The sequence below is a fragment of the Acinetobacter sp. YH12129 genome (assembly GCF_013418685.1).
In the GTDB taxonomy this organism is placed as follows: Bacteria; Pseudomonadota; Gammaproteobacteria; order Pseudomonadales; family Moraxellaceae; genus Acinetobacter; species Acinetobacter amyesii.
In genome coordinates this window covers 42,075-68,331 of sequence record NZ_VPBP01000009.1, presented here as the reverse complement: position 1 = coordinate 68,331, position 26,257 = coordinate 42,075, and the positions used below count along the sequence as shown (strand labels likewise).

Sequence of the window (26,257 nt, the reverse complement as noted above, 5' to 3'; positions counted from 1 at the left end):
TTAAATCTTTTGTTTACAGCAGCTTGCAATGGCTATCTTTTCCCATTTGGAAATAGACTCAGATCTAATTGTATAAGTCTGTGTAGCATTTTAAATTATTAAGCATCTATCAGCCTGTCTGATAAAAGACTTAAGTAAATCTCTCCATAATATGATTTGTGAATTTATTAATTTTATAAATTTACTCGGGTGAATATATGAAAAAGCTCCTAGGATTAGTTCTCGGTTTATCTGTGGGCCTTTCAGGCTGTGGTAAACAAGAAGCTCCTGCAACTGACGCCGCACAACAAAAAGACACTGCAGAAGTGCAAACTGTTACCATGGCTTCGACTGGTTCAGATGCTGATATTTGGCGCTACATTGCTTCGCTTCCTGAAACCAAAGAAGCTGGCATTAAACTTGAAGTGAAAAACTTCACTGACTATGTGTCTATGAACACTGCTGTAGCGAATAAAGAAATTGATGTTAACGCATTCCAATCATATGCCTATATGGTTGCGTTCAATGACAACAATAAAGATAAAATTGCACCGCTTTCGACAACTTATTTAGAACCCATGGGTATCTATTCAAGCAAAGTTAAAAAACTTGAAGAGTTTAAAACAGGTGCAACCATTGCGATTCCAAATGATGGCGCAAACGAATCACGTGCATTGTTACTACTTCAATCTGCTGGCTTAATCAAACTTAAAGCAGATTTTGACGATGTAAAAGGCACACCTGCTGACGTAACTGAAAATGCGAAGAAAATCGTAATTAAACCAATTCAAATGGCGACTGCGGTTCGTGTTAAAGACGAAGTTGATGCGATTGTTTTGGGTAATACCCTTGCAATGGAAGGTGGTTTAAACGTACTGAAAGATGCGGTTTACTATGAGCCAATCGATCAAAGTACAAAAATGAACGTGAACATTCTTGCTGTTGCTGCTGACCGTCAAAATGACCCAGTACTACAAAAAGTAGGCGCGCTTTATCACACTCCAGCTGTTAAAGCTTACATCGATGAACATTTTGGTGGTACTAAAATTGATGTAAACAAACCAACTAGCTACCTCACTGAAGCAAAATAGTAATATAATTTCTTCAAATAAACAGGCAAAGTTTACTTTGCCTGTTTTTTCATTTCTGAACCCTTTTTTGACGCTATGATCCAATTTAAAAATATCTCCAAGCATTTTGAGCTAAAAGGCCAAACCGTTACAGCACTGGATCAGATTAATCTGGACATTCCAGATGGCTGTATTTTCGGTTTAATTGGCTACAGTGGTGCAGGCAAAAGTACCTTAATCCGTTTAATTAATTTGCTAGAACGTCCGAGTGAAGGGCAAATTATTATTCATGATAAAGACTTTACTGCTTTAAATTCGGCAGAGCTGCGTCAAGAAAGAACCAATATTGGCATGATCTTCCAGCACTTCAATTTACTGCAAACCAAAACAGTTGCAGAAAATATTGAAATGCCGCTTAAACTTTTAGGTGTGTCTAAAGCTGAACGCCAAAAACGTTTAGAAGAGTTGCTCGAATTTATTGACCTAAAACATAAGAAAAATGCCTATCCAGATGAGCTCTCTGGTGGTCAAAAACAACGTGTCGGGATTGCCCGTGCGCTTGCCAATCATCCTAAAATTTTACTGTGTGATGAAGCAACATCTGCTCTCGATCCGCAAACCACTAACTCGGTATTGGCGTTATTAAAGAAAATCAATCAAGAACAAGGCATTACTATTGTCATGGTCACCCATGAAATGGATGTGATTGAATCTGTTTGTGATTATGTTGCGGTGATGGAACAAGGGAAAATCATCGAACACGGCTCAACCTTAGAGATTTTTAGTCAGCCAAAACACAATACAACCAAAAACTTTATTCAAACTGTATTGCAGCAACAGCTTCCTGTTAATATTTTAAATAATCTAGAAAATCAAAACCATAACAGTATTTATTGTTTAAAATTTCTGGGCAGTTCGGCACAGGAAACCGTCATTCAAGCGGTAATTAAACAGTTTGATATTAGCCTGAATATTTTGTTTGCCAATATGACTGAAATTAATGGTGCGGTAATTGGTCAAATGTTCGTTCAGCTATTAGGTGATGCAGCATTGATTCAACAATCAGTGGCGTTCTTAGAACACCATGGGGTTGAAGTCACTCAAGCAGGAGTTCAGCAATGAGAGATTTAATTGTTCAATGGCTGACTCAAATTACAGCACCCTTTTGGAAAAGTTCTTTGTCTATGGATCAGTTCGTCACTGCCCTACAAGAAACTTTTCACATGGTGTTCTTCGCCATGCTCTTCGGCTGTATTTGGGGTTTTATCCAGGCCGTGATTTTATATGTCTCACGTCCACAAGGCATTTTGCCTAATCGTGTCATCTACCATGGTTTGAACCCGATTGTGAATGCGCTGCGTTCATTGCCATTTATTATCCTCTTGATTGCGGTCATCCCTTTGACCAAAGTCATTGTGGGTACTTCAATTGGTACTTGGGCTGCAATTGTTCCCCTCACAATCTATGTTGGTCCTTACATTGGTCGTCTGATTGAAACTTCGTTGCTTGAAGTGAATGACGGCATCATTGAGTCTGCTCAAGCGATGGGTGCATCTCCGCTGCAAATCATTACTAAATTTGTCCTACCAGAGTCTCGTAGCTCTTTAATTTTAAACTTAACGACTGCAACCATTAGCTTAATTGGTGCAACAGCCATGGCGGGTGCAGTAGGTGCAGGCGGTATCGGTGATCTTGCCATTTCTTATGGTTATCAACGTTTTGATAGTAGCGTGGTCATCATGACCGTGATTGTCTTGTTGATTTTGGTGCAAATTGTTCAAAGTCTGGGAGACTGGTTATCAAAACTGCGCTAAGCCTGCATAATTCATATATTTAAGCTCTCTTCGGAGGGCTTTTTAATGTTTAAGATTTGGTTTTTTTTAAGCTAAAATTAAACCAAAATTTTTTTTAGTTTTAAATTATTTTGACGGCAAATTAGCAACACCATAAAATTTAAAATATAACCTTCAATATTACGTTTACAAAAACTTGATTGAGTACAAAATATCAAAAGAACAGGATTTTATATTCCCCATGCAAACAATACTGCTAACACAAATTTTACGCTTAACTTTTTTCACAACGTGGATATTCATCACTTCAGCAGCATCTGCATCCATTGCTGATTATGACTATGTCACTAGTATTAAGGTAAATGATGTTGACTTAGCCTGACCCTTGCCTGCATCAAAAGCAAATGCATTAATCAGCAAAAATCCAGTAAAGCTTAAATATGAATATTCAGAATGTGCCGGCAATACTGAATTTCATGTCACATCAAAAGGTAAATTTCTAAAATTTGAAATTTATGCTGAGGACAATTCTCAAGTTAAAAATGATTCATTCTATAAAAATAAAAGCAGCTTCGCCCAACTTGGACAAACCAAAGGGAATGTTTGGATGGAATGGGATAAATCCACTCAAATACGCGTTAAAATTCAAATTGGGTCAAAACATCTGATAAGCCAAAATGACTATCAACAATTTGTAAAAGACTTTACCAAAAGTGCAAAATTGGCCAATCCAAATGAAGTGGCTTATGTGATTTTACTCTCACCACTCATGCAAAATCCGTACTGAAAGAGCCGCATAACTATGATTTACCCTATATTGGCAATCTAGCCTTCAACTTTAAAAATAGCAAATTAATAGCTTTTTCAGTTAATCAAGGTATTGCTTGCTAAATGGTGTTTGTCATACAGCGTTTATTGATTAAACAGTGAGTTTATAAATCTGCATAAAGCCATGCAATAAACGCAAGTTTGATCTCAGAGCATGCTAAAATCAGCAGCTGTTTTCGCAGGGACTCATCTATGCACTTTGTACATCTTGGTATTTTTACAGAATTTTCCATTACTGAATCTATTGTACGTATACCTGATCTTGTAAAAGCTGCAGCTGCAGATGAAATGCCCGCTCTGGCCATTACTGACCTTTCAAATCTACATGCTGCTGTAAAATTCTATAAAAAGTGCTTAGATAAAGGCATTAAACCCATATTTGGTTCAACCATTCGTTTGAATGATGCTGAACACAAAGCTACTCTTCTAGCGATGACCAATAAAGGTTGGCGCAGTCTAACAGAGTTGGTTTCTGAAGGTTATATTTCAGGTCAACAGCTTGATATTCCTTGCGTAAAAAAAGATTGGATTTTAAATCAACACCAAGATTTGATTGTTTTACTGGGTATGCAAAGTGATGTCGGCAAAATGCTTTGCTCTTCTAACCCGCAAAAAGCTGAACCCCTGTTAGCTGAATGGGTCGAAAAATTTGGCAATCGTGTTTATCTAGCGATTACACGAACTGAGCGCTCGGGTGAAGAAGACTTTATTCACGAAGCAGTAAAACTTGCGAAGAAATTTAACATTGGTGTGGTTGCTCATAACGATGTGCATTTTATACGTAAAGAAGATTTCGAGGCACATGAAGCACGCGTTTGTATTGCCGATGGCTATGTCCTCGGTGACAATCGTCGCCCTAAAAATTACAGTCCTGAACAGTATTTTAAAACTGCCGAGGAAATGACGGAGCTGTTTGCAGACATTCCAACGGCTATAGAAAATACCTATCACATTGCGCGACGCTGTAATGTGTCATTACGTTTAGGCTTCCACGACCTTCCCGATTATCCAATTCCTGAAGGTCATACAATTGACACCTATTTTGAACATTTATCAAAAGAAGGTTTAGAAGAACGTTTAGCGCATTTATATCCTGTCGAACAACGTGGTGACGACTGGCCAGAAATTCGTAAGCCTTATGATGAACGTTTGGCTTATGAAGTTGGGATCATCCTGACCATGCAATTCCCAGGTTACTTCCTGATTGTCATGGACTTTATTCAATGGTCTAAAGGTAATGGCGTCCCTGTTGGTCCAGGCCGTGGTTCGGGTGCAGGTTCCTTGGTTGCCTATAGTTTAAAAATTACCGACCTAGATCCACTGCGTTATGACCTACTGTTCGAACGTTTCTTAAACCCTGAACGTGTATCAATGCCCGACTTTGACGTCGATTTCTGTATTGCAGGTCGTGACCGTGTTATTGACTATGTTGCACGCACTTATGGTCGAGATGCGGTCTCTCAGATTGCAACTTTCGGTACCATGGCGGCAAAAGGTGCGATTCGTGACGTAGCCCGTGTCTTGGGTAAATCTTATGGTTTAGCTGACCGTATTTCTAAAATGATTCCGACCAAGCCTTTAGGTTTAAGTTTGGAAGAATCCATTGAGGCCGAACCACAGCTAAAAGACATTGTCACTAACCCATCTAACCCAGATAACGACGATGCAGCCGAAATTTGGGAAATGGCACTCAAACTTGAAGGCATTACCCGTAACACAGGTAAACATGCCGGTGGTGTGGTTATTGCACCAACTAAGTTAACTGACTATTCGGCTGTCCTATGTGATGCAGATGGAACTAACCGTGTCGCCCAATTCGATAAAGACGATGTGGAAGCTGCAGGTCTAGTTAAATTCGACTTCTTGGGCTTACGTAACTTAACGGTAATTGAAGATGCCATTAAGCACATTAATACCCGTCCAGATATCACTACACCTGTCGATATTTCCCTGATTCCTTTGGATGACAAACCTGCCTATGCTGTGTTCGCAGATGCGAATACCACAGCGGTCTTCCAGTTTGAATCCGTCGGCATGAAAAAAATGCTGAAAGAGGCACGTCCAAGTAAGTTCGAAGAAATTATTGCTTTCGTGTCTTTATACCGTCCAGGCCCGATGGATCTGATTCCTGACTTTATTTACCGTATGCATGGTGGCGAGTTTGAATACTTACATCCATTACTAGAAAGTGTCCTTGAACCGACATACGGTATTATGGTGTATCAGGAACAGGTAATGCAGGCAGCGCAGTTCTGTGCTGGCTATAGCTTGGGTGGCGCGGATTTACTTCGTCGTGCTATGGGTAAAAAGAAAGTCGAAGAAATGATTAAGCACCGTCAGATCTTTACTGAGGGTGCTGCAACCAAAGGTATTGATGCAGATACGGCCAACCATATCTTCGACTATATGGAAAAATTCGCAGGCTATGGTTTTAACAAATCCCATGCCGCTGCCTATGCCCTTGTTGCATATCAAACTGCTTGGTTAAAAGCACATTTCCCTGCTGAATTTATGTCAGCAGTGATGACCTCGGAAATGCAGAACACGGACAACGTGGTGTTCTTAATCGATGACTGTCGTATTAATGGTCTTGAAGTCTTACCACCTTCGGTCAATATGTCTTTATATAATTTCCATGCCAGCGATCCAAAAACCATCGTCTATGGTTTAGGTGCGATCAAGGGTGTCGGTGAAGCTGCCATGCAGTCTGTGATTGACTCACGTATCCAAGATGGCCCATATAAAGATCTGTTTGACTTCTGCCATCGTATTGACCTAAAAAAAATCAATAAGCGCACGCTTGAAGCATTGATTCGTGGTGGCGCACTGGATTGTTTAGGATTAGAACGCGCTGACTTGATGGCGCAATTGCCAGAAGCTGTACAAGCGGCTGACCAAGCCCGCACTAACCGCGAAACAGGGATGATGGATTTATTTGGTGAAGTTGAAGAAGTTCAGCGTAAACCTTCTAAACCTGTTAAACCGTGGTCAGATGAAGTTCGTCTTAAAGGTGAAAAAGATACTCTTGGGCTTTATCTAACAGGTCATCCGATCGATGTGTATCGATCAGAGTTAAAAGCCTTTATTTCACAGCGTATTAATGAACTTACGCCTACACGTCGCGGTGTCACTACAGTATTTGCAGGCCTAGTCGTCGATGTAGCCAACTTCCCGAACCGTATGATGGTGACACTCGATGATGGTACAGCACGTATTGAAGTGTCTGCGAATCACGAACGTTTTAACCGCTTCAAAGACGTGATTCAAAACGAAAAAGTGGTGGTCATTGAAGGTGAAATTTACGAACGTGAAGGTTTTGATCGGCCAATGGGTCGCTTAACTAAAGCCTTCAGTTTGAATGAAATCCGTCAAAAACGTGCCAATGCCATTCAAATTAAATTAACACCTGAACATTTTAGTAAAACGCTATCACGCGACATCCAAAATATTTTACTGCCTTTTTGCAATGTCGATATGTGTACGCATATACCTGTGCAGTTATATATTGACTATCCATATGCGACGGCCGACATTCATTTGGGCTTAAACTGGAAAGTTGCCCCACTAGATGAATTACTGTCTAAGCTGCGTGACTACTTCGGTAAAGAATCTTTGCATGTCGAATATCATGTCAAATCCAAAGCTGCCAAAGCGGTAAGTTATGAACAAGCCTCTATTCCTGCGCAGGTTCCGCCACCGCCAGATGGGATGAGCATGGATGATGCCATGGATTTATACCAAGCAGAAGCCAATCAATTTTCTTAAAGTTTAAACGCTGTTTGAACTGCTTTTTTAAATAAACATATTGGAAATATCATGAATCAAACTGACAATGCTGCGGTTTCAGCACATCTCTCCCATGTGCGTATTGTCATGGTGAATACAACATTACCCGCAAATATTGGTAGTGCATTACGTGCCATGAAAACCATGGGACTTTCAAAGCTGGTCTTAGTTGCACCGAAGACTTACCCGCATCCTGACATTAATGCTTTGGCTGCCGGTGCTGTCGATTTAATTGATCAAATTGAAATCGTTGAATCATTAGAAGAAGCCATTAAAGATTGTCATATTATCTTTGGTACTAGTGCGCGTAGTCGTACCATCCCATGGCCATTACTTGACGCTCGCCCTGCTGCCGAAATGTCTCTCAAAGCGGTCTGCGAACAACAGCAAGAAATTGCCGTGGTGTTTGGCCGTGAAGACCGTGGTTTGACCAATGAAGAATTGGCAATGGCCAACTACCATGTCACTATTCCAGTGAATACTGAATATGGCGTCTTAAACGTTGCCCAAGCGATTCAAGTCATTTGCTATGAAATGCGCATGGCCGCCCTTGCACATACTGAGTTAACTGCAAATCCTGATGCCAATATGCATGTTACCGATGACATCGATATGGAATGGGATGAACCTTTGGTGACCCATGAAATGATGGAACAGTTCTACCCGCATATTGAAAAAATGCTGGCAGAGATTGAATTTATGGATCCAAAAAATCCAAGATTATTACCTTTACGCTTGCGTCGCCTATTTGGACGTATACAATTAGATCGTATGGAATACCACTTATTACGTGGCATCTTTAGCCGAGTACAGGCTTTAAATAACGGAACATGGAAAAAATCTACAGACAATGAGGATCAATCTAATGCTTAAGCAGCTCAAAGAAGATATACAGGCTGTATTCGCGCGCGATCCTGCTGCACGAAATACGCTCGAAGTCTTAACGACTTATCCAGGAATTCATGCCTTAATCATGCATCGTATGGCACATGAACTTTGGAAAAAAGAGTGTAAAGGCTCAGCTCGTCTATTGTCTTCTTTTAGCCGCTTTGCCACAGGCATTGAGATTCATCCGGGTGCGAAAATCGGTCGTCGTTTCTTCATTGACCATGGTATGGGTGTGGTGATTGGTGAAACAGCTGAAATTGGTGATGATGTCACCCTTTACCATGGTGTGACCTTAGGGGGCACAACTTGGAATAAAGGCAAACGTCACCCCACCTTGGAAGATGGCGTAGTGGTTGGCGCTGGTGCAAAGATCTTAGGCCCATTTACGGTAGGTAAAAATGCCAAAGTCGGCTCAAATGCCGTGGTGACCAAAGAAGTTCCTGCGGATACTACCGCTGTAGGTAATCCAGCACGCTTTATCACGAAAGATAAGCCAAAAGATGAAGCTGAAAGCCGTCGTCGCGATTATGCAGAAAGTATTGGTTTCCAACCGTATGCTGCAACACAAGACCAAACTGACCCAATGTTAGAAGGTATGCGTGTGTTGTTAGATCGTATTCAGCACAATGAAAAACGTATGAATAATTTGTGTCAGCGTTTGTCTCTCCTTGACCCAACGTTCAAAAAGCAACAGCTTAATGAACAACCTTTTAGTCAGGAAGAACTTAAAATCATTGAAGATGTGCGCCGCGAATGCGAAGCTCAAAGTAATCAATCTAAAGCTTAACCAAAAGCAATCATAATAAGTTGCCTTTAACTTGCATGTTGTTCAGAGTTTTTTTAGACTGACCAACATGCTTTTTTGTATAAAATAAATTAATGGATGAATCATATGACGCTTAAGCCCTTGGCAGTTGCTTGTATTGCTTTAACCCTTGCCGCTTGTGGAAGCGCCCCAACTAAAAATAATGCTCCTAAAGATGCCATGATTTTTGTAGAGCCTGAACTGACTCCACCTTTCTACGCACTCAACCCATTTAACTACGATGCACCACCTCCTTTTGAATTAAATTTACAAAAAGCTGCAGCACAGCCTGTGACTAAGATGGTGGTAACTAGCCCAACCGACCCATCTAAGCAATTAACTCTTGAAGAAAACCGCCTGATTATCCCCACTGTTGACAGCAAAGAACGTTCGATGAAATTTGCTGCTTTAGCAGGTGACAATGAAATCGACATTACTGAAATTGATGATTTCTTACAGCTTGTTGAAGGTAAAGCACGTCACTATCCACCACGTTTTGTTCAACGCCAAGAACGCAAAGGGTTTGAGCTTAAACTTAAAGAAGTGACGCAAAAATTAGATACGCTTGCGTCTAAAGACAATGCTTCTTTTGATATTTTAGTTCGTGCATTTAAAGCCAGTGTGATGGCACGTAACCTCGACTTAGGTTCTGTGTACACAACTAAATCATTAACTTACGCACAACGTATTTTAAAAATCAACCAAGATGATGCTGAAGCAAACTTCTGGTTCGGTTTTGGTTTATCTGAAGGTGGTGGTCAACGTGAAGCGATTCCATACTTAGACAAAGCGATGAAAGCAGGTGTTCAAGAAGCCTATCTTTCTGCAGCAAATAACTATATTGCGATGGAACAAAAAAAGAACGCGATTCAGGTCTTAAAGAACTACAAAGTGAAATACCCACAAGAAGGCGAAGTCGCTGACCGCTTAATTCAAGAAATTGAAAAGCAAGGCCGTTGGAATGTTTGGCAAGTTTTAAATCCGCCTAAAGCTGCGTCTTAATTGTAACGATTTAGAAAATACTTTTGAAAAAAGACCGTTTTAACGGTCTTTTTTCATTTATGGCGAATTGAAAATCCTGACAATTATCGTATGATTTGAAAATATTTAACCCAATGTGCGACCCCTTTATGCAGCTAAATACTAAAACAATACTGCTCCTTGGAATCATGAGTACCAGCGTCCTGAGTGGATGTCAGGTCGTCAGTGTCAAAAACCAAAAACTCAACGTTTCTATTGCCAATGAACGTGAAAGTATTATTTCTCGAAACAAACTCAGCGAAGCCAGTTTAAATGTCTTGTCGATGACAGGTCGTGAAGCCAAAGCGTGTATAGAAGACCCGAAAGCCTGTGTTGATGAACTACAACAAATCCCACAAATTCAAGACGAACAGTTACTGTCTACGGCAAGTGAATTATATTTAGCAAAAGCCATTGAATATGAGTCTTCTTCTGCCTGTAAATTAGGTTTACTGAGTAGCCACAAATCAGAAGAAAAACAAAAAATTGAACAAGACACTTATAACAAATGTTTAGATCAACAGCTGACGCTACTGGATAAAAGTATTCGCTATAGCTATGCCTATATGTTTAAAACCAAACGTGCGCCTGCTGACCGTATTTTTGATAACCGCCAAGTTCAAATCCGAGATTTCTATAATCAAGGGATTGCTAAACTGGTTAGCAGCTATGCACTACGTTATAAACCGCAAGAAGTCACCCAACAGATCAAAGTCGGACAAACCACCTATCATATTGACTTCAGCCATTACCCAGAACTCAAAAATCGTAAAATTGAACAATTGATGTCAACCTATAACCTCAACTTCTCAGGTTTACGTTCAATTACCCGCCGAGATGGTTTTGGTTCCGAATTCCTTGTGGTTTTACCCGAAGAACATACAGTTGAAACAGGCAAAGCCAAATACATTATCAACCCAATAGATTTTAAATATCCGTCTGGTTCAAACCCTAATATCCATCAAGCGCGCTATTTAGCTGCAACCTTAACAGCGGAACCTGTAAGCACCACAACTTCAGTTGATCAAATTTTAAATCAGCATGAGTTTCAAATTAAGGCTTACGACCCGTACAAATATGAACAGGTCAATATTGCCAATAAAAACTATGCCCTTGCAGCCAATTTTTCTGCACCTTATGGTCTTTGGTTAGCACAAAACAACTTGGGCAAGGCAGCGTATTTATCCCTGATTGACCGTGATGAAAAACTCACGATGCCACATTTATACATGCTTGAACCATATAATCCTGACAAAAAAGTCATCGTTTTGGTACATGGTCTTGCTAGTAGCCCTGAAGCATGGATTCGTCTCACCAACGATATTATGGGCGATTCAGTGCTACGTGAGCACTATCAAGTGTGGCAAGTGTTCTACTCAACCAACATGCCGATTATTGAAAGCCGCTTCCAAATTTATTCCATATTGACTCAAACTTTTAATAAAGTCGACGCCAATGCTGCAGCTAAAAAAGATGCGGTTTTAGTTGGTCATAGTATGGGCGGAATTATTGCACGACTACTGGTTAGCCAAGCCGATACCACACAATCTGCTTTGAAAATGATGAACTCACGTCAATTAAATCAGTACCGCAATATTCCAGTCGTGAAGCAGCGTATGGTAATTGACGATATTCCAAATTTCAGCCGTGCGATTTTCTTGGCTGCACCGCATCGTGGTACTGAATACGCAGATCGTTGGTTTACCAAAGCTGCTCGAAAAATCATTAAACTTCCGGGCGCTTTCTTATCAGCCATGGGTGATGTGTTAACTCAGGAAGAAGACCTGAAAGATTTATTCCGTGAAATCGACCACGGCTTAATCCAAAATGGACCAAGTGACTTAAGCCACCAATCCAAATTTATTGCGCTCACTGAAGATATTCAGCCACGTAAAGGTTTGAAGTTTCATTCAATTATGGGAAATAACACCAATAGCCAAGATAAAAATGTAATCTCGGATGATGTCGTGCCATACACCAGTGCGCATTTAGAGGGTGCTGTTTCAGAAAAGATCATTAAAGGTGGTCATTCGATTCAAGAAACCCCAGAAGCTGTACTTGAACTGCGCCGTATACTACGACTGCATTTGATTGAACTTGGCCTCTATAAACCATAATGCAATACAACATTTAATTCGATCTACATATTTTAAAACCGATCTCAGGATCGGTTTTTTTCATTTCTGCATTTACTTGAATATGCCATTATTCACATAATTATTATATAAGCCTTTATTTTTTAATCATTTTAAAACTCAAAATCACTTGTTAAATTTTATACAAATCTTATATTAGAGATAAATACGGGTTAAATATAGACAAAAAAGTTGTGCACATATCCTAAATTTTTTATGAGCATATCGAATTATGAAATTAAAAGGCTCAAAGTTACTTCATCGGGATGAAATAGAGAGTTTAATCAAAAATAGATTAAATAAAGTTTATTTTACGCCAAATTTAGAATCCATTTATCAGCCGCTCTACCGTGATGAAGCGGCGAAAGAATTTCGTTTTCGCGGGATCATTATTTTTCTCCTGTATGCCCTGTTATGTTCGGGGATTTATCAAGTGATTCCATAACGCAGTTTTGTAGATTCCTTTGTATATTTGGGTAGTGTTTATCATTCTGATTGCATGGGATTTTTCTTTTTTTCCGCATTAACCCCTTATTTTAATGTTTATACTTGTCTAGGCTCGATGTGCGCTGTTGCAATCATATTTATCATCTTTACTGTGATTGGTAATGATCACAATGATGCGCTATTACATGCAGCCATGAAGTATGCCTTGGTCATCATCTATGCCTTTGTTGGTATGCGTTTATATATTGCCATGGTTGCGGGTTGGTAGAACATGACCACTGACTGGGCTAGCAAACCGTTGTCCGTTATAAGGAGCTTTAGAACAGCTATGGCATTATGCCCTACGCCATCAACAGCCTTTAAGCATCATAGTGATCGATATCGAATTTTTGAAAATTAAAATGATCATTTAGGTCATCAGGCGGGTGACATCTGCCTGACCCAAATTGCAGAGGTTTTGTCTCAAATCACTAATCGAAATGGTGAGTTAGCTGCACACTATGGCAGCGAAGAGTTTTTACTCCTCTTTAGGGTGTTAACTGAAGCTGAAAATTGAACCTTTGGCAGCCGATTTATTACGCAGAATTTAATCACTCGAACTTCCACATCCAGCCAGCCATATGTCTAAATTTGTGAAGATTAGCATCGGTACGGAAACGATCATTCCATCCAAATCTTATCAAATTCAGAAATTTATATAGGCTGCCGATCGTGCACTTTACCTTGCAAAAGGTAGCTGTCGCAACCAATATCGATTAGCTCAGGCTGAAGCGCAGCTTGATGTTTGAGTCAGTTTATCGCTTTGTAAATGTATCCATTATTGAATTTACACACAGACTTTTTAGCGTTTATAAATAATATTTTGACTGCTTTTTTTACATGCAGACAAACCTTTTCTGGCATTTTCCTACCACTTTTTTTGCTAGAATCAGCAACACGATTTGTTAACGTACACCTGTGGTTTTGAATGAAGAGACAAAATAAATATAAGGACTTTTTCTAAATCCAATTTTCATCAAAACAGTGTTTTTCGTTTAGCAGCGCACAAATTTTTATTTTAAGGTATTTCGTTTCATGCAAGCTGATAATTCCAAAGTTGACCTTTCAACCCTGACCCCGATGATGCAACAGTACATGTCAGTCAAAATGCAAAATCCGCATTCACTGATGTTTTATCGGATGGGTGATTTTTATGAGCTCTTTTTTGAAGATGCGCATAAAGCAGCAAAACTCTTAGGAATTACACTGACACATCGTGGTAAAGCCAATGGTGAGCCTATTCCAATGGCAGGTGTCCCATACCATGCTGCTGAAGGCTATTTAGCCCGCCTTGTAAAAAAAGGTGAAACAGTGGTGATCTGCGAGCAAATTGGTGAGGTGACAGGCAAAGGGCCGGTTGAGCGCGGTATTGTCCGTATCATTACCCCAGGGACATTAACGGATGATGCACTGATTGCCTCTCATCAAAGTTCTAATTTAGTCGCAATCTGCTTACAACAAAATCAAATCGGGATTGCTTTACTGGACCTCAGTGCAGGTATTTTCAAAGTTCAGCAAATGGACTATCAACTGGAACAATTGGCAATCGAACTTTCTCGCTTAATGCCGAGCGAAATTTTGATTGATGAAGATCTTATTGACCCGAATATTGTTGAGCAAATTAAACGTCAATTAGACTGCCCTGTTACCAAGCGTCCAAACGTCGACTTCAATTTAAATAATGCGCAAAAAACCCTATGTGATCAATTTGCCGTAGCCACACTTTCAGGTTTTGGTATTGACCATTTGCCTTTGGCGAAAGCTGCCGCGGCGGCTTTGATTCACTATGCAAAAGTCACTCAAAAAACCGCTTTACCCCATATTCGCAGCATTCAACTCGAACAAAGTAGTGATTTCGTGGCGCTCGATCCCGTCACTCGTCGTAACTTAGAACTGATTGATCCTTTATTTGAACATGGCACTTCCCTGTTCCAACTGATCAATGATTGCCAAACTGCGATGGGTGGCCGTCTATTAAGTCGTACCTTAATGCAGCCTTTACGAGATACCGCTTTATTGGATGCACGTTTAGATGCATCACAAGCGATGCTGCAAGGCTATCATGAGTCTCCGATCCGCTTAGTTCTCAAAGAAATTGGTGATATTGAACGTGTGCTATCTCGTGTAGCTCTCGGCAGTGCTCGTCCACGAGACCTAGTTCAGTTACGTCAAACTTGTGCACAAATTCCCTATCTTCGACATGCACTTGAACCGATCATTCAGTCACACCAATCTAAGCTCATTGCTCAGTTAAATGATGAAATGGGTGATTTTCACGGCTTACATGAGCGTCTCATGTCTGCCATCGTAGAAAACCCGCCAGTGCTTTTACGTGATGGTAATGTGATTGCCGAGGGTTTCGACACTGAACTCGATGAACTGCGTAAAATTCGTGACCATGCAGGACAATTCCTCATCGATCTCGAAATCAAAGAGCGTGAACAAACCGGAATTTCAACCTTAAAAATTGGCTATAACCGTGTCAGTGGCTACTATATTGAACTCACTCGAGCGCAGGCTGAGCAAGCACCTGATCATTATATTCGCCGCCAAACCCTAAAAAATGCGGAACGCTACATTACCCCTGAGCTGAAATCTTTTGAAGATAAGGTGCTTTCGAGTGAGTCACGTGCATTAGCGCGCGAAAAAATGCTCTTTGAGCTATTACTTGATGAGTTACGTGCAGATATTGGCAACTTACAAATGATGAGCGCCGCTATAGCGCAAATAGATTTATTGGCCAATTTTGCCCATCAAGCTCGATTACGCAATTGGTCACGTCCTGAATATAGCCCTGAAGTTGGGATCAAAATCAAAGCCGGACGTCACCCTGTTGTGGAATCTCTGAGCAAATCGGCATTTACCCCAAATGATACCAGTTTGGACTTTAATCACCGTATGGCGATTATCACAGGGCCAAATATGGGCGGTAAATCGACCTTTATGCGCCAAACTGCCTTAATCAGCTTATTAGCCTACTGTGGTAGCTTTGTCCCTGCCCAATCTGCCGTATTAGGGCCGATCGATCGGATATTTACCCGTATCGGATCTGCAGACGACTTGTCTACTGGTAAATCAACCTTCATGGTGGAAATGACTGAAACCTCACAGATTCTACATCATGCGACCAATCAATCATTGGTACTGATGGATGAAGTCGGACGTGGTACGAGTACCTATGATGGCTTATCTTTGGCGTGGGCATGTGTGCTCGATCTCACCCGTCGCATTAAATGTTTATGCCTATTTGCAACGCATTATTTTGAGCTCACCGAGTTAGGCAAAGACGCCAATATAGATAACTATCATGTGACTGCTCGTGAGCTAAATGGCAACCTGATCTTACTGCATAAAGTTCAACAAGGCCCAGCGAGTCAAAGTCATGGTCTACAGGTGGCAAAGCTTGCAGGTATTCCTGCAGCTGTGATCAAAGAAGCGCAAAATCGCCTTCATATATTAGAAACTCAGCAAAAACAGCAACTCAATACGGCTGTACAAACCGATCTATTCTCGGCACTCGCAGAGCCTGAAGTCATTGAACGCGTAGTTGAAGTTGAAAAAACATCGCCCGTACTTGATGCCTTAGCAGATATTGATATCGATAACTTAAGTCCACGTGAAGCATTACAACAGCTTTACGCTTTAAAGGATTTACTTAAGATCTAAATTGAGCAGAAGCGATAGATGAGATATGCAAAGAACACCAATGAAGGTGTTCTTTGCATTGACACCATTCAAACGCGTAAATTAGTGAATGTTTGCTATCTACTACTGCGGCTATTCAGCAATAAATTGATAAAAAATTAATGTTCTAAAATGTTTCATGCTTAAAATGCACATAAAAATATTGTTCGATAAACAGATGTAATTTAATTAGTTTTTGAGTATGATTCTCATTCATTGTGAAATTTACATAAATTGTTCAGTTTTTAGTGATTTTAACAGCACTGCATATAATAATTATCAATAAAAGGAATTGTTAGTTACCCTATTTTTTGCCTAAAATACACCATTAGTTTATTAGAACCATATTTTTTAGGTAGCTGTCGCCATGACCTTTGTTGTCACTGAAAACTGTATTAAATGTAAATATCAAGACTGCGTAGAAGTTTGCCCTGTTGACTGTTTCTATGAAGGTCCAAACTTCCTTGTTATTAATCCAGATGAATGTATCGACTGTGCGCTATGTGAACCTGAGTGTCCAGCTAACGCGATTTTCTCTGAAGATGAGTTACCTGAAGGTCAAGAAGTATTTATCGAACTTAATACTGAACTTTCTCAAAAATGGCCGAACATCACTCAAATTGGTGATCAACCTGCCGACCGTGAAGAATGGAACGGTAAAGCTGATAAATTACAATATCTTGAAAAGTAATTTTACGCTTTCATGAAAAGATCAGCACATGCTGATCTTTTTTTATACTTAAAGCACACATTTCATTGCAAATTATTCAAATTTTCTCAATCAAATTGGATTAAAATAGAACGAGTTTATAAATAATTGATTTCTATAATGAAGCATTTACTCAAGGGATTATTGTCCGTTGCAATATTCCCTCTTGTTTTCATTGGTTGTACAACTACACCACAAAAACAAGGTCACACTATTACAACTCCCGACGGTAAACGTATTTACATACCTCAAGAAAAAGTGACGACCATCAGACAAGCCCCGCCTAAAGTGGTGCCTTATGCCTACAATTCGTGGGTCGCGTCTGTCGATAATTTACGTCGCGTTCGAGACTATGAAGTCTTTTTAGAGAAAAATGGTGTAGGCAATATCATTCCATCATTTGAGTTGATGCGTACTGCACGTGACTGGCAAAAATGTGGTCGCTCAGAATATATGGTACCTAACCGTGAATTATGGCAAAACCAAATTGCAACCTTACGTGTCTTTAAATATTTAGTAGCTGCCAATATCTTAACGGACTTTGAAGTGACATCGGTTTATCGTGATTTGCCTTTGAACCAGTGTGCCGGTGGTGCAAGTTCATCTCGTCACTTATACAACTCTGCGATTGATTTCCGTATTGGACCTGCGTACCCGCAGCCCGAAGACTATAGTTATATTGAAAACACCAAGTTCCGTTTATGCCAGTTTTGGTCACAACATGGGCAAAGTCTCAATATGGGTCTTGGTTTATATGCCAGCGGACAAATTCATATTGATACTCAAGGCTACCGTACTTGGGGGCCTGATCACTCAAGCCGCTCATCAATGTGTAATTACTAAAACATTACATCGTCATATCAAGACCTCTTCGGAGGTCTTTTTTGTGCATAAAATATGCAAATACAGAACAATAAATTGCGATGTTAGTGGAAAGGTTTAAAATGCTTGCATCAATCACGAGGTGCGACAACATGCAACAAATGTGGACAGACATTGATGCTTACATCGATTCACATTTAATTCCTGAAGATCCAATACTGACCCAAACACTTCAACATACAGATGAACGTGGCTTTCCTGATCATCTTGCTGTAGCGGCTAATCAAGGCATGCTGCTTCAAATGTTAATCCAAATGAACAAGTGTAAACGCGTTTTAGAACTTGGAACTTTTGCAGCCTATAGCACCATGTGGTTAGCACGTGCCTTACCTGAAGATGGTTACATTCTGACCATTGAAGGTCGTGATACACATGCTGCCCTCGGTCAAGAAAATATTGATAATGCAAAGCTTGCACAAACGATAGAACTGAAATGTGGTCGTGCGGCAGATATTTTACGTGCCCTTCCTGAAGATACCGAACCTTTTGACTTTATTTTTGTCGATGCAGACAAACAGAGCTACCCTGAATATTTAGAATTAAGCTTAAATTTATCTCATTCAGGTACAGTGATTGTTTTAGACAATGTGATTCGTGCAGGTGAGATTCTGAATGCTGAAAACCATAAACCAAGCATTGAAGGTATCCGAGATATGTTCAAAGCTATGCAAAATCATCCGAAAATTTTATCCTGCACGGCACTTCAAACTGTAGGTTGTAAAGGTCATGATGGTTTTGCGATTGCAATCGTTAAATAATCTAAATCGAGGTGTTTTTTAGCCACGTCGAATAAAGGTATAAAAAATAATCAATACAATATTTTATTTTAAAAACAATTACCTACAAATACTACACACAGAGTTATCCACAATTTTTGAGGATAACTCTGATTATTTTTAAATCAACAACTTATTATTTATTTACTCGTAATTGTCCGTCTATTAAATCAACTCTGTTCGTTTGCTCAACTTATTTTACAACCAACAATGGAACACTCGAATTTCTGAAAATACTGGTGGTGATACTGCCCAAGAAGAACTGATGGATTTTACTGTGGCTAAAAGCGCCAAGTACGATTAACTGAATGCCATGCTCTTGTTGATAGTCCAGAATATTTTCCGAAACATCGCCATAACGGTATTCCGTCACCACATCTAGACCGGCATTGGTTAAATAATTTTTTGGATCATCCAAGATTTGTGGGTGATCTCCAACATAAACCAAATGACATTGTAAGAGTTTGAGTAGATCACTTTGTGCCACACGCTTCATTAACTCAACGCATTTAGGCGAATATTCATAGGCAAAAATAAAGCGAGTCGGTGGTTTAAACGTTGGTCCTACGGTCATAACTGTACAACTTGCACCACGAATAAAGTTTTCAACATTACTACCCAGCGGCTTATTACGCTCTGCTGAACGTTCACCAACGCGACCAATTAAAACAATATCGTCATCTTGCAAAATATTAAAACTTTGCTCTAAGAAGTCACCCTTTTCCTGAATATGGGTGGTTTGAATCCCATGCTTATCTTGGATCATTTCAGAAATGTGTTTGAGCAAGTTATTACTATAATCTAACGCTAAATCACTTTGTTTTTGTTCTAACTCCGCGAGTTCTTTTAAGAGCATGGCATTACTTTCAAACCCAATCACGCCACTGATTTCACCTAAGTGATAACTTGCCGGATAGTAATCAAGTATTTGCAGTAAAACCAACTCGCGGTGAGTTTGTTTAGCAACCCAAGCAGCAGCATCAGCTAGTGCATTAATGCATGGAGAAGAGTCGATACAGGCGATAACTCGTTTCATGATTAGCCCTCGTTTTATTATTGCTTGGCTATAAAATGTTGTTTGTTATTTTTAACTTATCACAACTCTGTTTCACTGTGCATGCATTTGTGTAAGCATAAAAACGATTTATGACCTATTTGGCGATTATTTATTCGCGATATCGAATGAATTTTGCAGGATTTCCCGCAATTATTGCGCGCGCTTCAACATTTTTCGTCACCATACTGTTCATGCCGACTACAGCCTGCTCAGCAATGTGAATGCCATCCTTGATTCCAACATGCGCACCTAGCCAAACATCACGCTCTATCTCAATCCCTTGTGATCGTACAGCCTGCTGATAGATCGGTTGATTGACATCCATTCCATGATCAAAAGCGTATAAATGGCAATATGCCGCCATACGAACCTGATCGTGAATTTTGATGCCCACTCGCCCACCATCTAAAATACAGTGATGATTGATCGCCACTTCATTGCCTATTTCTATTGGGCCATGCAAAGTGCAATCCGCCGCAATAAAGCTGTTATCTCCAATAACAATCTTACGTCCTGGTTCGGCAAAAATATGAGCCAATGGCGATATAAAACAGTTTTCACCAATTTCAACGGTTTCCATCGATTTGAGATAGTCTTGATATTCCTGTTGCCAAGCTTCAGCCCAACCACGATTTTTCGGTTTGAGTGACCAATACAACCAAGGCATATAATTCAGACGATGCTTATGTTGCTCTCGATATTTCAATAATGGATCTATTTCATTCATCTTCAGCAGCCTCGACGATATGCAGTTGTTCGCGTCCGCGAGTTACATCTTGAATCTTTAACTGTAGCGGTTGGATTTGATGAATTTGTAATGATGCAAGTACATTTACGCCCTGCGCTGTATAGTCTTCCTGAAATTCAATTTGCTGCTGATTGAGTTCATATTGGAAAATTGCCCATTCATTAAACTGACAACTAAATTGCACTTTTTTCTTCTCAATAAGTTCAATTTTTTCAGCCTGCAACAGGCATTGACCTGCACAGCCACCATAGGCACGTACCAAGCCCCCAGTCCCGAGCTTAATTCCACCATACCAGCGATTAACCAAGACCAACACGTTGGTTAGGTCATTCCCTTCTATGGTTGCTAGAATGGGCCGACCTGCTGTGCCTGAAGGCTCACCATCATCATTAAAACGTACGGTATGTCCAATTTTCCATGCCCAACACTGATGTGTTGTTGAAATATCTTTATTGGCTTCGAGAAATTCTTTAACGGCTTGTTCATTTTCCACAGAAACTGCGATGGCTTGAAAACGACTTTTTTTTATGTCTTCTTCATATTCAAACTGTGCGGCAAGTGTAAATGGCATAACGTCTTTAGATCCTCTATCAGCGGATATTATAGCGTTTTTTGAAAGACTTACATCCACAAAAAAGCCCCCAATACTGGAGGCTTGCTTGGCACTGCGTTATTAACGTTCGCGAAGTGCTTCTTTTGCTTTATTGAATGGCTTAATTAAGTATTCAAGTACAGTTTTCGAGCCTGTGCGGATATCGACCGTTGCCACCATACCCGGTGTGATACTAAAACTTTTACCTTCTTTATTGCTTAATTTATCGCTATCTGTACGGATATAAACACGATAATAGAACTGATCTTGTTTCACTTCATCACGTAGCGTATCTGGTGAAATGACGGTCACTTTACCTTTTAACCCGCCATAGATCGAATAATCATAAGCCGTAATTTTAACTAAGGCTTCTTGACCCGGACGAATAAAAGCAATATCTCGCGGTGAAATACGTGCTTCAACCAAAAGTTGTTCATCCAAAGGTACAATGGTCATCAATTTACCATTTTGCGGAATCACACCGCCCAATGTCATCACATCAATTTCTTTGACCACACCACGAACTGGAGATTTAAACACGGTGCGACTCAGCGTATCCGATTTGCCTTTCACCACTTGTTGCTGTGATTCAATATCAGTATTGGCTTTCGACAATTCTTCCCGTGATTTCACCAAATATTGGTTACGGACATCATTTAACTGATTTTGTAAGTCATTTGCTGAACGTTTTAATCGAAGCACTTCAACTTCACTCGCTGCACCTTTGGCAACGAGCGGCTCAGTCATGGCCAATTCTTGTTGAACCAATACCAAAGCTTGTTTTAAGCCTGCAACGGATTCTTCCAAGTTTGCACGACGTGAACGATATAAAGCAGTCTCTTCATTCACTAAGGCAGGAATTTTTTGAACATCTTCAGGGAAGCTTAATGGCGTACCGTTTACTTCTGCACGTAAACGCGCTGCTGTTGCACGAGATGCCACAAGTAAAGACTCAGTTTCACCAACATTTGATGCGAAACGTGTTGGATCTAGTTGCGCAAGAACTTGTCCTTGTTCAACAATTTGACCTTCCTTCACATTCAACTTAGTTAAAATCCCCCCTTCAAGCGACTGAACAATTTGTTCTTTCGAAGATGGAATCACTTTACCTGTACCTGTAGAGACTTCCTCTAATTTGAATAACCAAGCCCAAACTAAAAGGATTGCCAAACCAATCGTAATAATCCAAATGATTAAACTCGATTTCGGTAATGGTGGCTCTTTAAAGCTAACTTTGGTCGAGCGTTGTATTTCTTGTTTATTTTCACTCATGATTTAAGCCCCAGCTACTTTTTTCTGAGCATTCTGATTCAGAATTTGATCACGTGGCCCATCCATGACAATTTTACCTTCGTTCACCACAATAATGCGGTCAACCAACTCAAGTACCGCACGACGGTGTGTTGCCACCACCATAGTTCGATTTTGTAAATAACCTTTTAAATGATCGATCAACTGCTTCTCAGATACGTCATCAATGGCCGCTGTAGGTTCATCAAGTAATAGAATATTTGGTTGACGAATCAATAAACGTGCAAGCAGCAAGGCTTGGCGTTGACCGCCAGAGAAGCCTACACCACCTTCTAAAATGATATGGTCTAGCCCTTCTTTTTTCTCTTGAACAAAGTGAATTGCACCCGTAATTTTCAGTACTTCAATCAATTGTTCATCCGTCGCCAACGGAGCACCCAAGGTCAAGTTTTCACGAATCGTACCGTAGAATAACTGTGCATTTTGGTTCAATAGCCCCATATCACGACGTACATCTGCAGGGTCTATTAAAGACAGTTCGATTCCATCTAATTTAACTTTTCCTTGTACAGGCGTTTGCATACCTGATAACAACTGAAGAAGCGTCGATTTACCAGCACCATTACGGCCTAAAATTGCGATCTTTTCTCCAGCCTTAATTTCCAGTTTTGGAATTAAAAGACTTGGACGTGGATCATCTTCACCATACTTAAATAAGACTCCATTGAGTTCATAATGACCGTTGATTGATGGTCGATGAATGAGGTGAGAATAATCCGGTTGATCGACAGGTTTCTTCATGAGTTCATCAAGACCTGCTTTCGCCACTTTAGCCTGTTGTAAACGACCTAATACCCCTGCCAGTGCAGAAATCGGTGCCAACATTCGAGAGGATAAAATCGAACAAGCCACCAATGCACCTGTGGTCATTTCACCTTTCATCACAGCAAAACAGCCGACGAGTACAACGATTGCAAATGTTAGACCCTGAATTTTTTGTGTCCATGCCGACATTAAGCCCACGATTTTACGTTGACGCATACTGACATCAGCAGACACTTCATTCATGTGGTTCCATTGGTTTTGGAAGCGTGATTCCGCACGAAGTAATTTGATATCTTCCATGCCTTGCACAGATTCAACCAATAAGGCATTACGAATCGAAGACTCGCGCATACCCATTTGTGCAAGTTTAGCCAATGGTTTTTGCGCCAAAATCCCTGGAATAATCATCAAAGGAACAACCAACAGCATGACCCAAAATAGATTGCCACCAATTAACCAGAAGATGAACAAGAATAGGAAGAAAAACGGTAAATCGGCAATCGCGGTAACAGTCGTCGAGGTGACCATCTCGCGCACACCTTCTAATTCACGAATCTGTGAAATAAAAGTACCTGTTGATTTTGAACGTTCACTATTTTTAATTCTTAATGCATGACCAAATACACGATCGGAAATTTTCAAATCAGCACGTTTACCAATAATATCCGATAAATAAATTCGTGAAACACGTAGTGCAAACTCAAATATCGCTGCAATTAACACCCCACCGGCAAGTACCCATAAAGTCGGTACAGATTGAGATGGAATGACGCGGTCGTACACGTTCATTGAGAACAAAATAGTGGCTAGGGCCAAAATATTCGCCATTAATGAAGCAAACATAATGTCGATGTAGCGTTTCCAGTCTTTTAAAACAATCGACCAGAACCAATTTTTTTCAAACGGCTTGATGTATTCATCAACACGTGCATCGGGTACAGATGACTCTGGACGCAGAATATAAATATTGCGAACGCCATGGCTCAATCGTTCAATAGAGAAGACTTGAGATAGGCCTTCATCTCCGCTCAATTGGACACTGGCATTACCGTCTACGTCGATGCGTTCTACCACACCCACTTCACCACTAATAAACTCAACCAATACCGGTAAGCGCCATGGATTAAGCAGATTTATGTCATATTTATTTTTTCGAACACTTAATCCAATTTGGCGTGCCATGACTGCAACCAGTTCATCGGCATTTTTGTGTTGATCCCAATCCAACTGCAACCGTATACGTTCTTCAGAGGGTTCAATTCGATAATGCTTTGCAATATTCAGAACCGCTTGTAGCCACGGTTGATAATTTATTGTATTACTCATGGCTGAACTTCAAACCCCTGAATAGATATATTATTAAGTTCATAAATATTTCGTGAACGTCCTGTCACTTGGATGTACTGCGCAAGTGCTGAGTAGATATCATATTGTGATGTCACAATTTCTTGTGCGGCACTATGTATGGCTTGCTCTGCATTCAGTAGATCGACAACCGTTCGAGTTCCTAATTTATATTGTTCTTGATACAGTTCTTTGGTTCTTACCGTTGTTTCACGACGCTGCACCAATATCGACATTTGACGCTTTTTATTTTCGATTTGTTCTCGAATCATTCGGACTTGATCAATCACATCCAAATATACTGTATTCACTTGTGCTTTAGCTGCTTCTTCAGCATAGCTTGCGGCACGTGTTTGCGCTGCAATTGCACCACCTTGGTAAAAATTACTGGTAGCTTCCAACATGATTGAATTATATAAACCATCATCTTCATCATTATTTGGATTACGGCCATTCACCGCCTGACTCAGACTGCCTTTGACATTTATTGTTGGATAAGCACTTAATTTTGACTGTTGCTTTTGCAATTTGGCAATTTCAACCCCAGCCTGTGCTTGCATCATGCTCGGAATCATCTTGAAGTCCGGATCCTCGTATAAAGCCGCTGCAGTTAAGATCCGATCGGGTATCACCCAATTGATCTGACTTACATCAAAACCTAACAAGGTACGAAGTCGCTGTTGGTACTGTCGAAGCTGAGTTTCTTGCACGATTAAATTTGATTCCGCAGCTTCTAAATTTGACTTGGCTTGAATAGGGTCTGCTTGACTACTGATCCCTGCGGTTGCACGTAGGTTGGCAATTTCAGCAATCCGACTCACACCGGCAATTTGTTGCTGCGCAATTTTAGCAACTTCTTGATATCGTTTAATGTTGATAATGGCATTTGCAACATCAAAAGAAACTTCATCTAAATTTACAAGCACATTGGCCTGCTCTTGTAACATTTTTGCTTCTTCTATACCGACAGCACTTTTGGTTTTACCAAAGTCATATAACATCTGCGTCGCATTTAAAGATACCAACTGACGTCCACGCTCGCCTTTAGTCAGATCTGCAGTGCTCAATCCACCTGAAATTTGGGGATAATATGCAGCATTCGCTAGGTCAATATTAGCGTTTTGCGATGCGACTGTAGCAATACTTTGTGTGATTTCTGGACGTCTTTGGACGGCGATATGTATCGCATCAATAAAACTTAGATTCTTCGCTACTGTGTTTGGATTATAGTTGCCTTGTTGCGTTCGACCATAAGCAACGGCGGGCATTTCTTGGACACGTGAGGTATCTAAATTATATTTACTGAGTTCGGTGATGTTAATTTTTTCGGCAGAAGGTTTAGGCTTATTAGGTAAAAAAATCTTATCTAATGTCTTTTGAATGGTACTTTGTGCAGTGCTAGTATCTGCTGCATACACTGAACCAATGGAAAAGGGTAATAATAATATACAAAAGAAATTGCACTTATTTTTACGCGGACGCCCAACTTTTGGACCATTCATCTTTCGTAATCGCATGATTTTTGCAGGTCGTATTTTTAGTTTAAAATATACTGAATTCTTGTTAATTTTTTAGATTAATCGCTCAGTTTTTGTCATT

Annotated in this window: 22 protein-coding genes; 16 read left to right on the top strand and 6 right to left on the bottom strand. The window is 40.2% G+C overall.

Annotated elements, in window-relative coordinates:
- Positions 1 to 197 precede the first annotated feature (197 nt).
- From FTU65_RS06880 to FTU65_RS06815, 16 genes are all read left to right on the top strand, one after another.
- A complete protein-coding gene (locus tag FTU65_RS06880; RefSeq protein ID WP_168377622.1) occupies positions 198 to 1,070 on the top strand; it encodes a MetQ/NlpA family ABC transporter substrate-binding protein in 873 nt (290 codons plus the stop codon).
- 75 nt (positions 1,071 to 1,145) lie between these two features.
- Positions 1,146 to 2,171 (top strand): methionine ABC transporter ATP-binding protein, encoded by a 1,026-nt coding sequence (locus FTU65_RS06875; RefSeq protein ID WP_180003863.1) that lies wholly within the window; start codon positions 1,146 to 1,148, stop codon positions 2,169 to 2,171.
- The gene (locus tag FTU65_RS06870) at positions 2,168 to 2,863 is read left to right on the top strand and encodes a methionine ABC transporter permease (protein WP_078188742.1); all 696 of its coding nucleotides are present in this window, start codon (positions 2,168 to 2,170) and stop codon (positions 2,861 to 2,863) included. The genes FTU65_RS06875 and FTU65_RS06870 overlap by 4 nt, the downstream gene beginning before the upstream one ends.
- A gap of 364 nt (positions 2,864 to 3,227) precedes the next feature.
- Complete coding sequence (locus FTU65_RS16290) at positions 3,228 to 3,629, top strand: hypothetical protein (protein WP_257222563.1); 402 nt, start codon at positions 3,228 to 3,230, stop codon at positions 3,627 to 3,629.
- Positions 3,630 to 3,862: 233 nt separating this feature from the next.
- The gene (gene dnaE / locus FTU65_RS06860; protein WP_180003861.1) at positions 3,863 to 7,435 is read left to right on the top strand and encodes a DNA polymerase III subunit alpha; all 3,573 of its coding nucleotides are present in this window, start codon (positions 3,863 to 3,865) and stop codon (positions 7,433 to 7,435) included.
- 51 nt (positions 7,436 to 7,486) lie between these two features.
- Entirely contained in the window at positions 7,487 to 8,329 is an 843-nt protein-coding gene (locus FTU65_RS06855) for an RNA methyltransferase (RefSeq protein ID WP_180003859.1), read from the top strand.
- A complete protein-coding gene (gene cysE / locus FTU65_RS06850; protein WP_180003858.1) occupies positions 8,322 to 9,131 on the top strand; it encodes a serine O-acetyltransferase in 810 nt (269 codons plus the stop codon). The genes FTU65_RS06855 and cysE overlap by 8 nt, the downstream gene beginning before the upstream one ends.
- Positions 9,132 to 9,236: 105 nt before the next feature.
- Positions 9,237 to 10,151 (top strand): ABUW_2363 family tetratricopeptide repeat lipoprotein, encoded by a 915-nt coding sequence (locus tag FTU65_RS06845; protein WP_180003856.1) that lies wholly within the window; start codon positions 9,237 to 9,239, stop codon positions 10,149 to 10,151.
- A gap of 167 nt (positions 10,152 to 10,318) precedes the next feature.
- Complete coding sequence (locus tag FTU65_RS06840) at positions 10,319 to 12,286, top strand: esterase/lipase family protein (RefSeq protein WP_373683043.1); 1,968 nt, start codon at positions 10,319 to 10,321, stop codon at positions 12,284 to 12,286.
- Between the two features lie 250 nt (positions 12,287 to 12,536).
- Positions 12,537 to 12,749, top strand: a complete 213-nt coding sequence (locus FTU65_RS16285) for a hypothetical protein (RefSeq protein ID WP_257222565.1) — start codon at positions 12,537 to 12,539, stop codon at positions 12,747 to 12,749.
- A gap of 117 nt (positions 12,750 to 12,866) precedes the next feature.
- On the top strand, positions 12,867 to 13,019 hold the full coding sequence (locus FTU65_RS16280) for a hypothetical protein (protein WP_257222962.1): 153 nt from the start codon (positions 12,867 to 12,869) through the stop codon (positions 13,017 to 13,019).
- 189 nt (positions 13,020 to 13,208) lie between these two features.
- Positions 13,209 to 13,307, top strand: a complete 99-nt coding sequence (locus FTU65_RS16275) for a hypothetical protein (RefSeq protein ID WP_257222568.1) — start codon at positions 13,209 to 13,211, stop codon at positions 13,305 to 13,307.
- Between the two features lie 518 nt (positions 13,308 to 13,825).
- A complete protein-coding gene (gene mutS / locus FTU65_RS06830) occupies positions 13,826 to 16,456 on the top strand; it encodes a DNA mismatch repair protein MutS (protein ID WP_180010141.1) in 2,631 nt (876 codons plus the stop codon).
- 385 nt (positions 16,457 to 16,841) lie between these two features.
- On the top strand, positions 16,842 to 17,165 hold the full coding sequence (gene fdxA / locus FTU65_RS06825; RefSeq protein WP_004651686.1) for a ferredoxin FdxA: 324 nt from the start codon (positions 16,842 to 16,844) through the stop codon (positions 17,163 to 17,165).
- 138 nt (positions 17,166 to 17,303) lie between these two features.
- Positions 17,304 to 18,026, top strand: a complete 723-nt coding sequence (locus FTU65_RS06820; protein ID WP_078188751.1) for a D-Ala-D-Ala carboxypeptidase family metallohydrolase — start codon at positions 17,304 to 17,306, stop codon at positions 18,024 to 18,026.
- A 131-nt stretch (positions 18,027 to 18,157) separates the two neighbouring features.
- The gene (locus FTU65_RS06815; RefSeq protein ID WP_078193558.1) at positions 18,158 to 18,823 is read left to right on the top strand and encodes an O-methyltransferase; all 666 of its coding nucleotides are present in this window, start codon (positions 18,158 to 18,160) and stop codon (positions 18,821 to 18,823) included.
- 211 nt (positions 18,824 to 19,034) lie between these two features.
- Here FTU65_RS06815 and FTU65_RS06810 read toward each other — a convergent pair whose 3' ends face one another.
- The 6 genes from FTU65_RS06810 to FTU65_RS06785 all read right to left on the bottom strand — a co-directional run bounded on the left by FTU65_RS06810 (position 19,035) and on the right by FTU65_RS06785 (position 26,160).
- Positions 19,035 to 19,877: a universal stress protein gene (locus FTU65_RS06810; protein WP_078193559.1), complete on the bottom strand. Its 843-nt coding sequence runs from the start codon at positions 19,875 to 19,877 to the stop codon at positions 19,035 to 19,037.
- A gap of 130 nt (positions 19,878 to 20,007) precedes the next feature.
- Complete coding sequence (locus FTU65_RS06805; protein ID WP_180003851.1) at positions 20,008 to 20,625, bottom strand: DapH/DapD/GlmU-related protein; 618 nt, start codon at positions 20,623 to 20,625, stop codon at positions 20,008 to 20,010.
- Positions 20,618 to 21,217, bottom strand: a complete 600-nt coding sequence (locus FTU65_RS06800) for a YigZ family protein (RefSeq protein ID WP_180003849.1) — start codon at positions 21,215 to 21,217, stop codon at positions 20,618 to 20,620. Before FTU65_RS06800 ends, FTU65_RS06805 begins: the two co-directional genes overlap by 8 nt.
- Before the next feature lie 102 nt (positions 21,218 to 21,319).
- Positions 21,320 to 22,510 carry an HlyD family type I secretion periplasmic adaptor subunit gene (locus tag FTU65_RS06795; protein ID WP_180003848.1) on the bottom strand — a complete coding sequence of 397 codons (1,191 nt, stop codon included), beginning with the start codon at positions 22,508 to 22,510 and terminating at the stop codon, positions 21,320 to 21,322.
- A 3-nt stretch (positions 22,511 to 22,513) separates the two neighbouring features.
- The gene (locus FTU65_RS06790; RefSeq protein ID WP_180003846.1) at positions 22,514 to 24,640 is read right to left on the bottom strand and encodes a type I secretion system permease/ATPase; all 2,127 of its coding nucleotides are present in this window, start codon (positions 24,638 to 24,640) and stop codon (positions 22,514 to 22,516) included.
- Entirely contained in the window at positions 24,637 to 26,160 is a 1,524-nt protein-coding gene (locus FTU65_RS06785; protein WP_180003893.1) for a TolC family protein, read from the bottom strand. The genes FTU65_RS06790 and FTU65_RS06785 overlap by 4 nt, the downstream gene beginning before the upstream one ends.
- Between the last annotated feature and the right edge of the window lie 97 nt (positions 26,161 to 26,257).

What these genes read in the sequence shown, in the direction of transcription:
- cysE (WP_180003858.1), top strand. Translation starts at nt 8,322, where the DNA reads ATGCTTAAGCAGCTCAAAGAAGATATACAGGCTGTATTCGCGCGCGAT.
- FTU65_RS06785 (WP_180003893.1), bottom strand. Translation starts at nt 26,160, where the DNA reads ATGAATGGTCCAAAAGTTGGGCGTCCGCGTAAAAATAAGTGCAATTTC.
- fdxA (WP_004651686.1), top strand. Translation starts at nt 16,842, where the DNA reads ATGACCTTTGTTGTCACTGAAAACTGTATTAAATGTAAATATCAAGAC.
- FTU65_RS06840 (WP_373683043.1), top strand. Translation starts at nt 10,319, where the DNA reads ATGAGTACCAGCGTCCTGAGTGGATGTCAGGTCGTCAGTGTCAAAAAC.
- FTU65_RS06815 (WP_078193558.1), top strand. Translation starts at nt 18,158, where the DNA reads ATGCAACAAATGTGGACAGACATTGATGCTTACATCGATTCACATTTA.
- FTU65_RS06790 (WP_180003846.1), bottom strand. Translation starts at nt 24,640, where the DNA reads ATGAGTAATACAATAAATTATCAACCGTGGCTACAAGCGGTTCTGAAT.
- FTU65_RS06880 (WP_168377622.1), top strand. Translation starts at nt 198, where the DNA reads ATGAAAAAGCTCCTAGGATTAGTTCTCGGTTTATCTGTGGGCCTTTCA.
- FTU65_RS06820 (WP_078188751.1), top strand. Translation starts at nt 17,304, where the DNA reads ATGAAGCATTTACTCAAGGGATTATTGTCCGTTGCAATATTCCCTCTT.
- FTU65_RS06805 (WP_180003851.1), bottom strand. Translation starts at nt 20,625, where the DNA reads ATGAATGAAATAGATCCATTATTGAAATATCGAGAGCAACATAAGCAT.
- FTU65_RS06800 (WP_180003849.1), bottom strand. Translation starts at nt 21,217, where the DNA reads ATGCCATTTACACTTGCCGCACAGTTTGAATATGAAGAAGACATAAAA.
- mutS (WP_180010141.1), top strand. Translation starts at nt 13,826, where the DNA reads ATGCAAGCTGATAATTCCAAAGTTGACCTTTCAACCCTGACCCCGATG.
- FTU65_RS06810 (WP_078193559.1), bottom strand. Translation starts at nt 19,877, where the DNA reads ATGAAACGAGTTATCGCCTGTATCGACTCTTCTCCATGCATTAATGCA.
- FTU65_RS06855 (WP_180003859.1), top strand. Translation starts at nt 7,487, where the DNA reads ATGAATCAAACTGACAATGCTGCGGTTTCAGCACATCTCTCCCATGTG.
- FTU65_RS06795 (WP_180003848.1), bottom strand. Translation starts at nt 22,510, where the DNA reads ATGAGTGAAAATAAACAAGAAATACAACGCTCGACCAAAGTTAGCTTT.
- FTU65_RS06845 (WP_180003856.1), top strand. Translation starts at nt 9,237, where the DNA reads ATGACGCTTAAGCCCTTGGCAGTTGCTTGTATTGCTTTAACCCTTGCC.
- FTU65_RS06870 (WP_078188742.1), top strand. Translation starts at nt 2,168, where the DNA reads ATGAGAGATTTAATTGTTCAATGGCTGACTCAAATTACAGCACCCTTT.
- FTU65_RS16280 (WP_257222962.1), top strand. Translation starts at nt 12,867, where the DNA reads ATGTGCGCTGTTGCAATCATATTTATCATCTTTACTGTGATTGGTAAT.
- FTU65_RS06875 (WP_180003863.1), top strand. Translation starts at nt 1,146, where the DNA reads ATGATCCAATTTAAAAATATCTCCAAGCATTTTGAGCTAAAAGGCCAA.
- dnaE (WP_180003861.1), top strand. Translation starts at nt 3,863, where the DNA reads ATGCACTTTGTACATCTTGGTATTTTTACAGAATTTTCCATTACTGAA.
- FTU65_RS16285 (WP_257222565.1), top strand. Translation starts at nt 12,537, where the DNA reads ATGAAATTAAAAGGCTCAAAGTTACTTCATCGGGATGAAATAGAGAGT.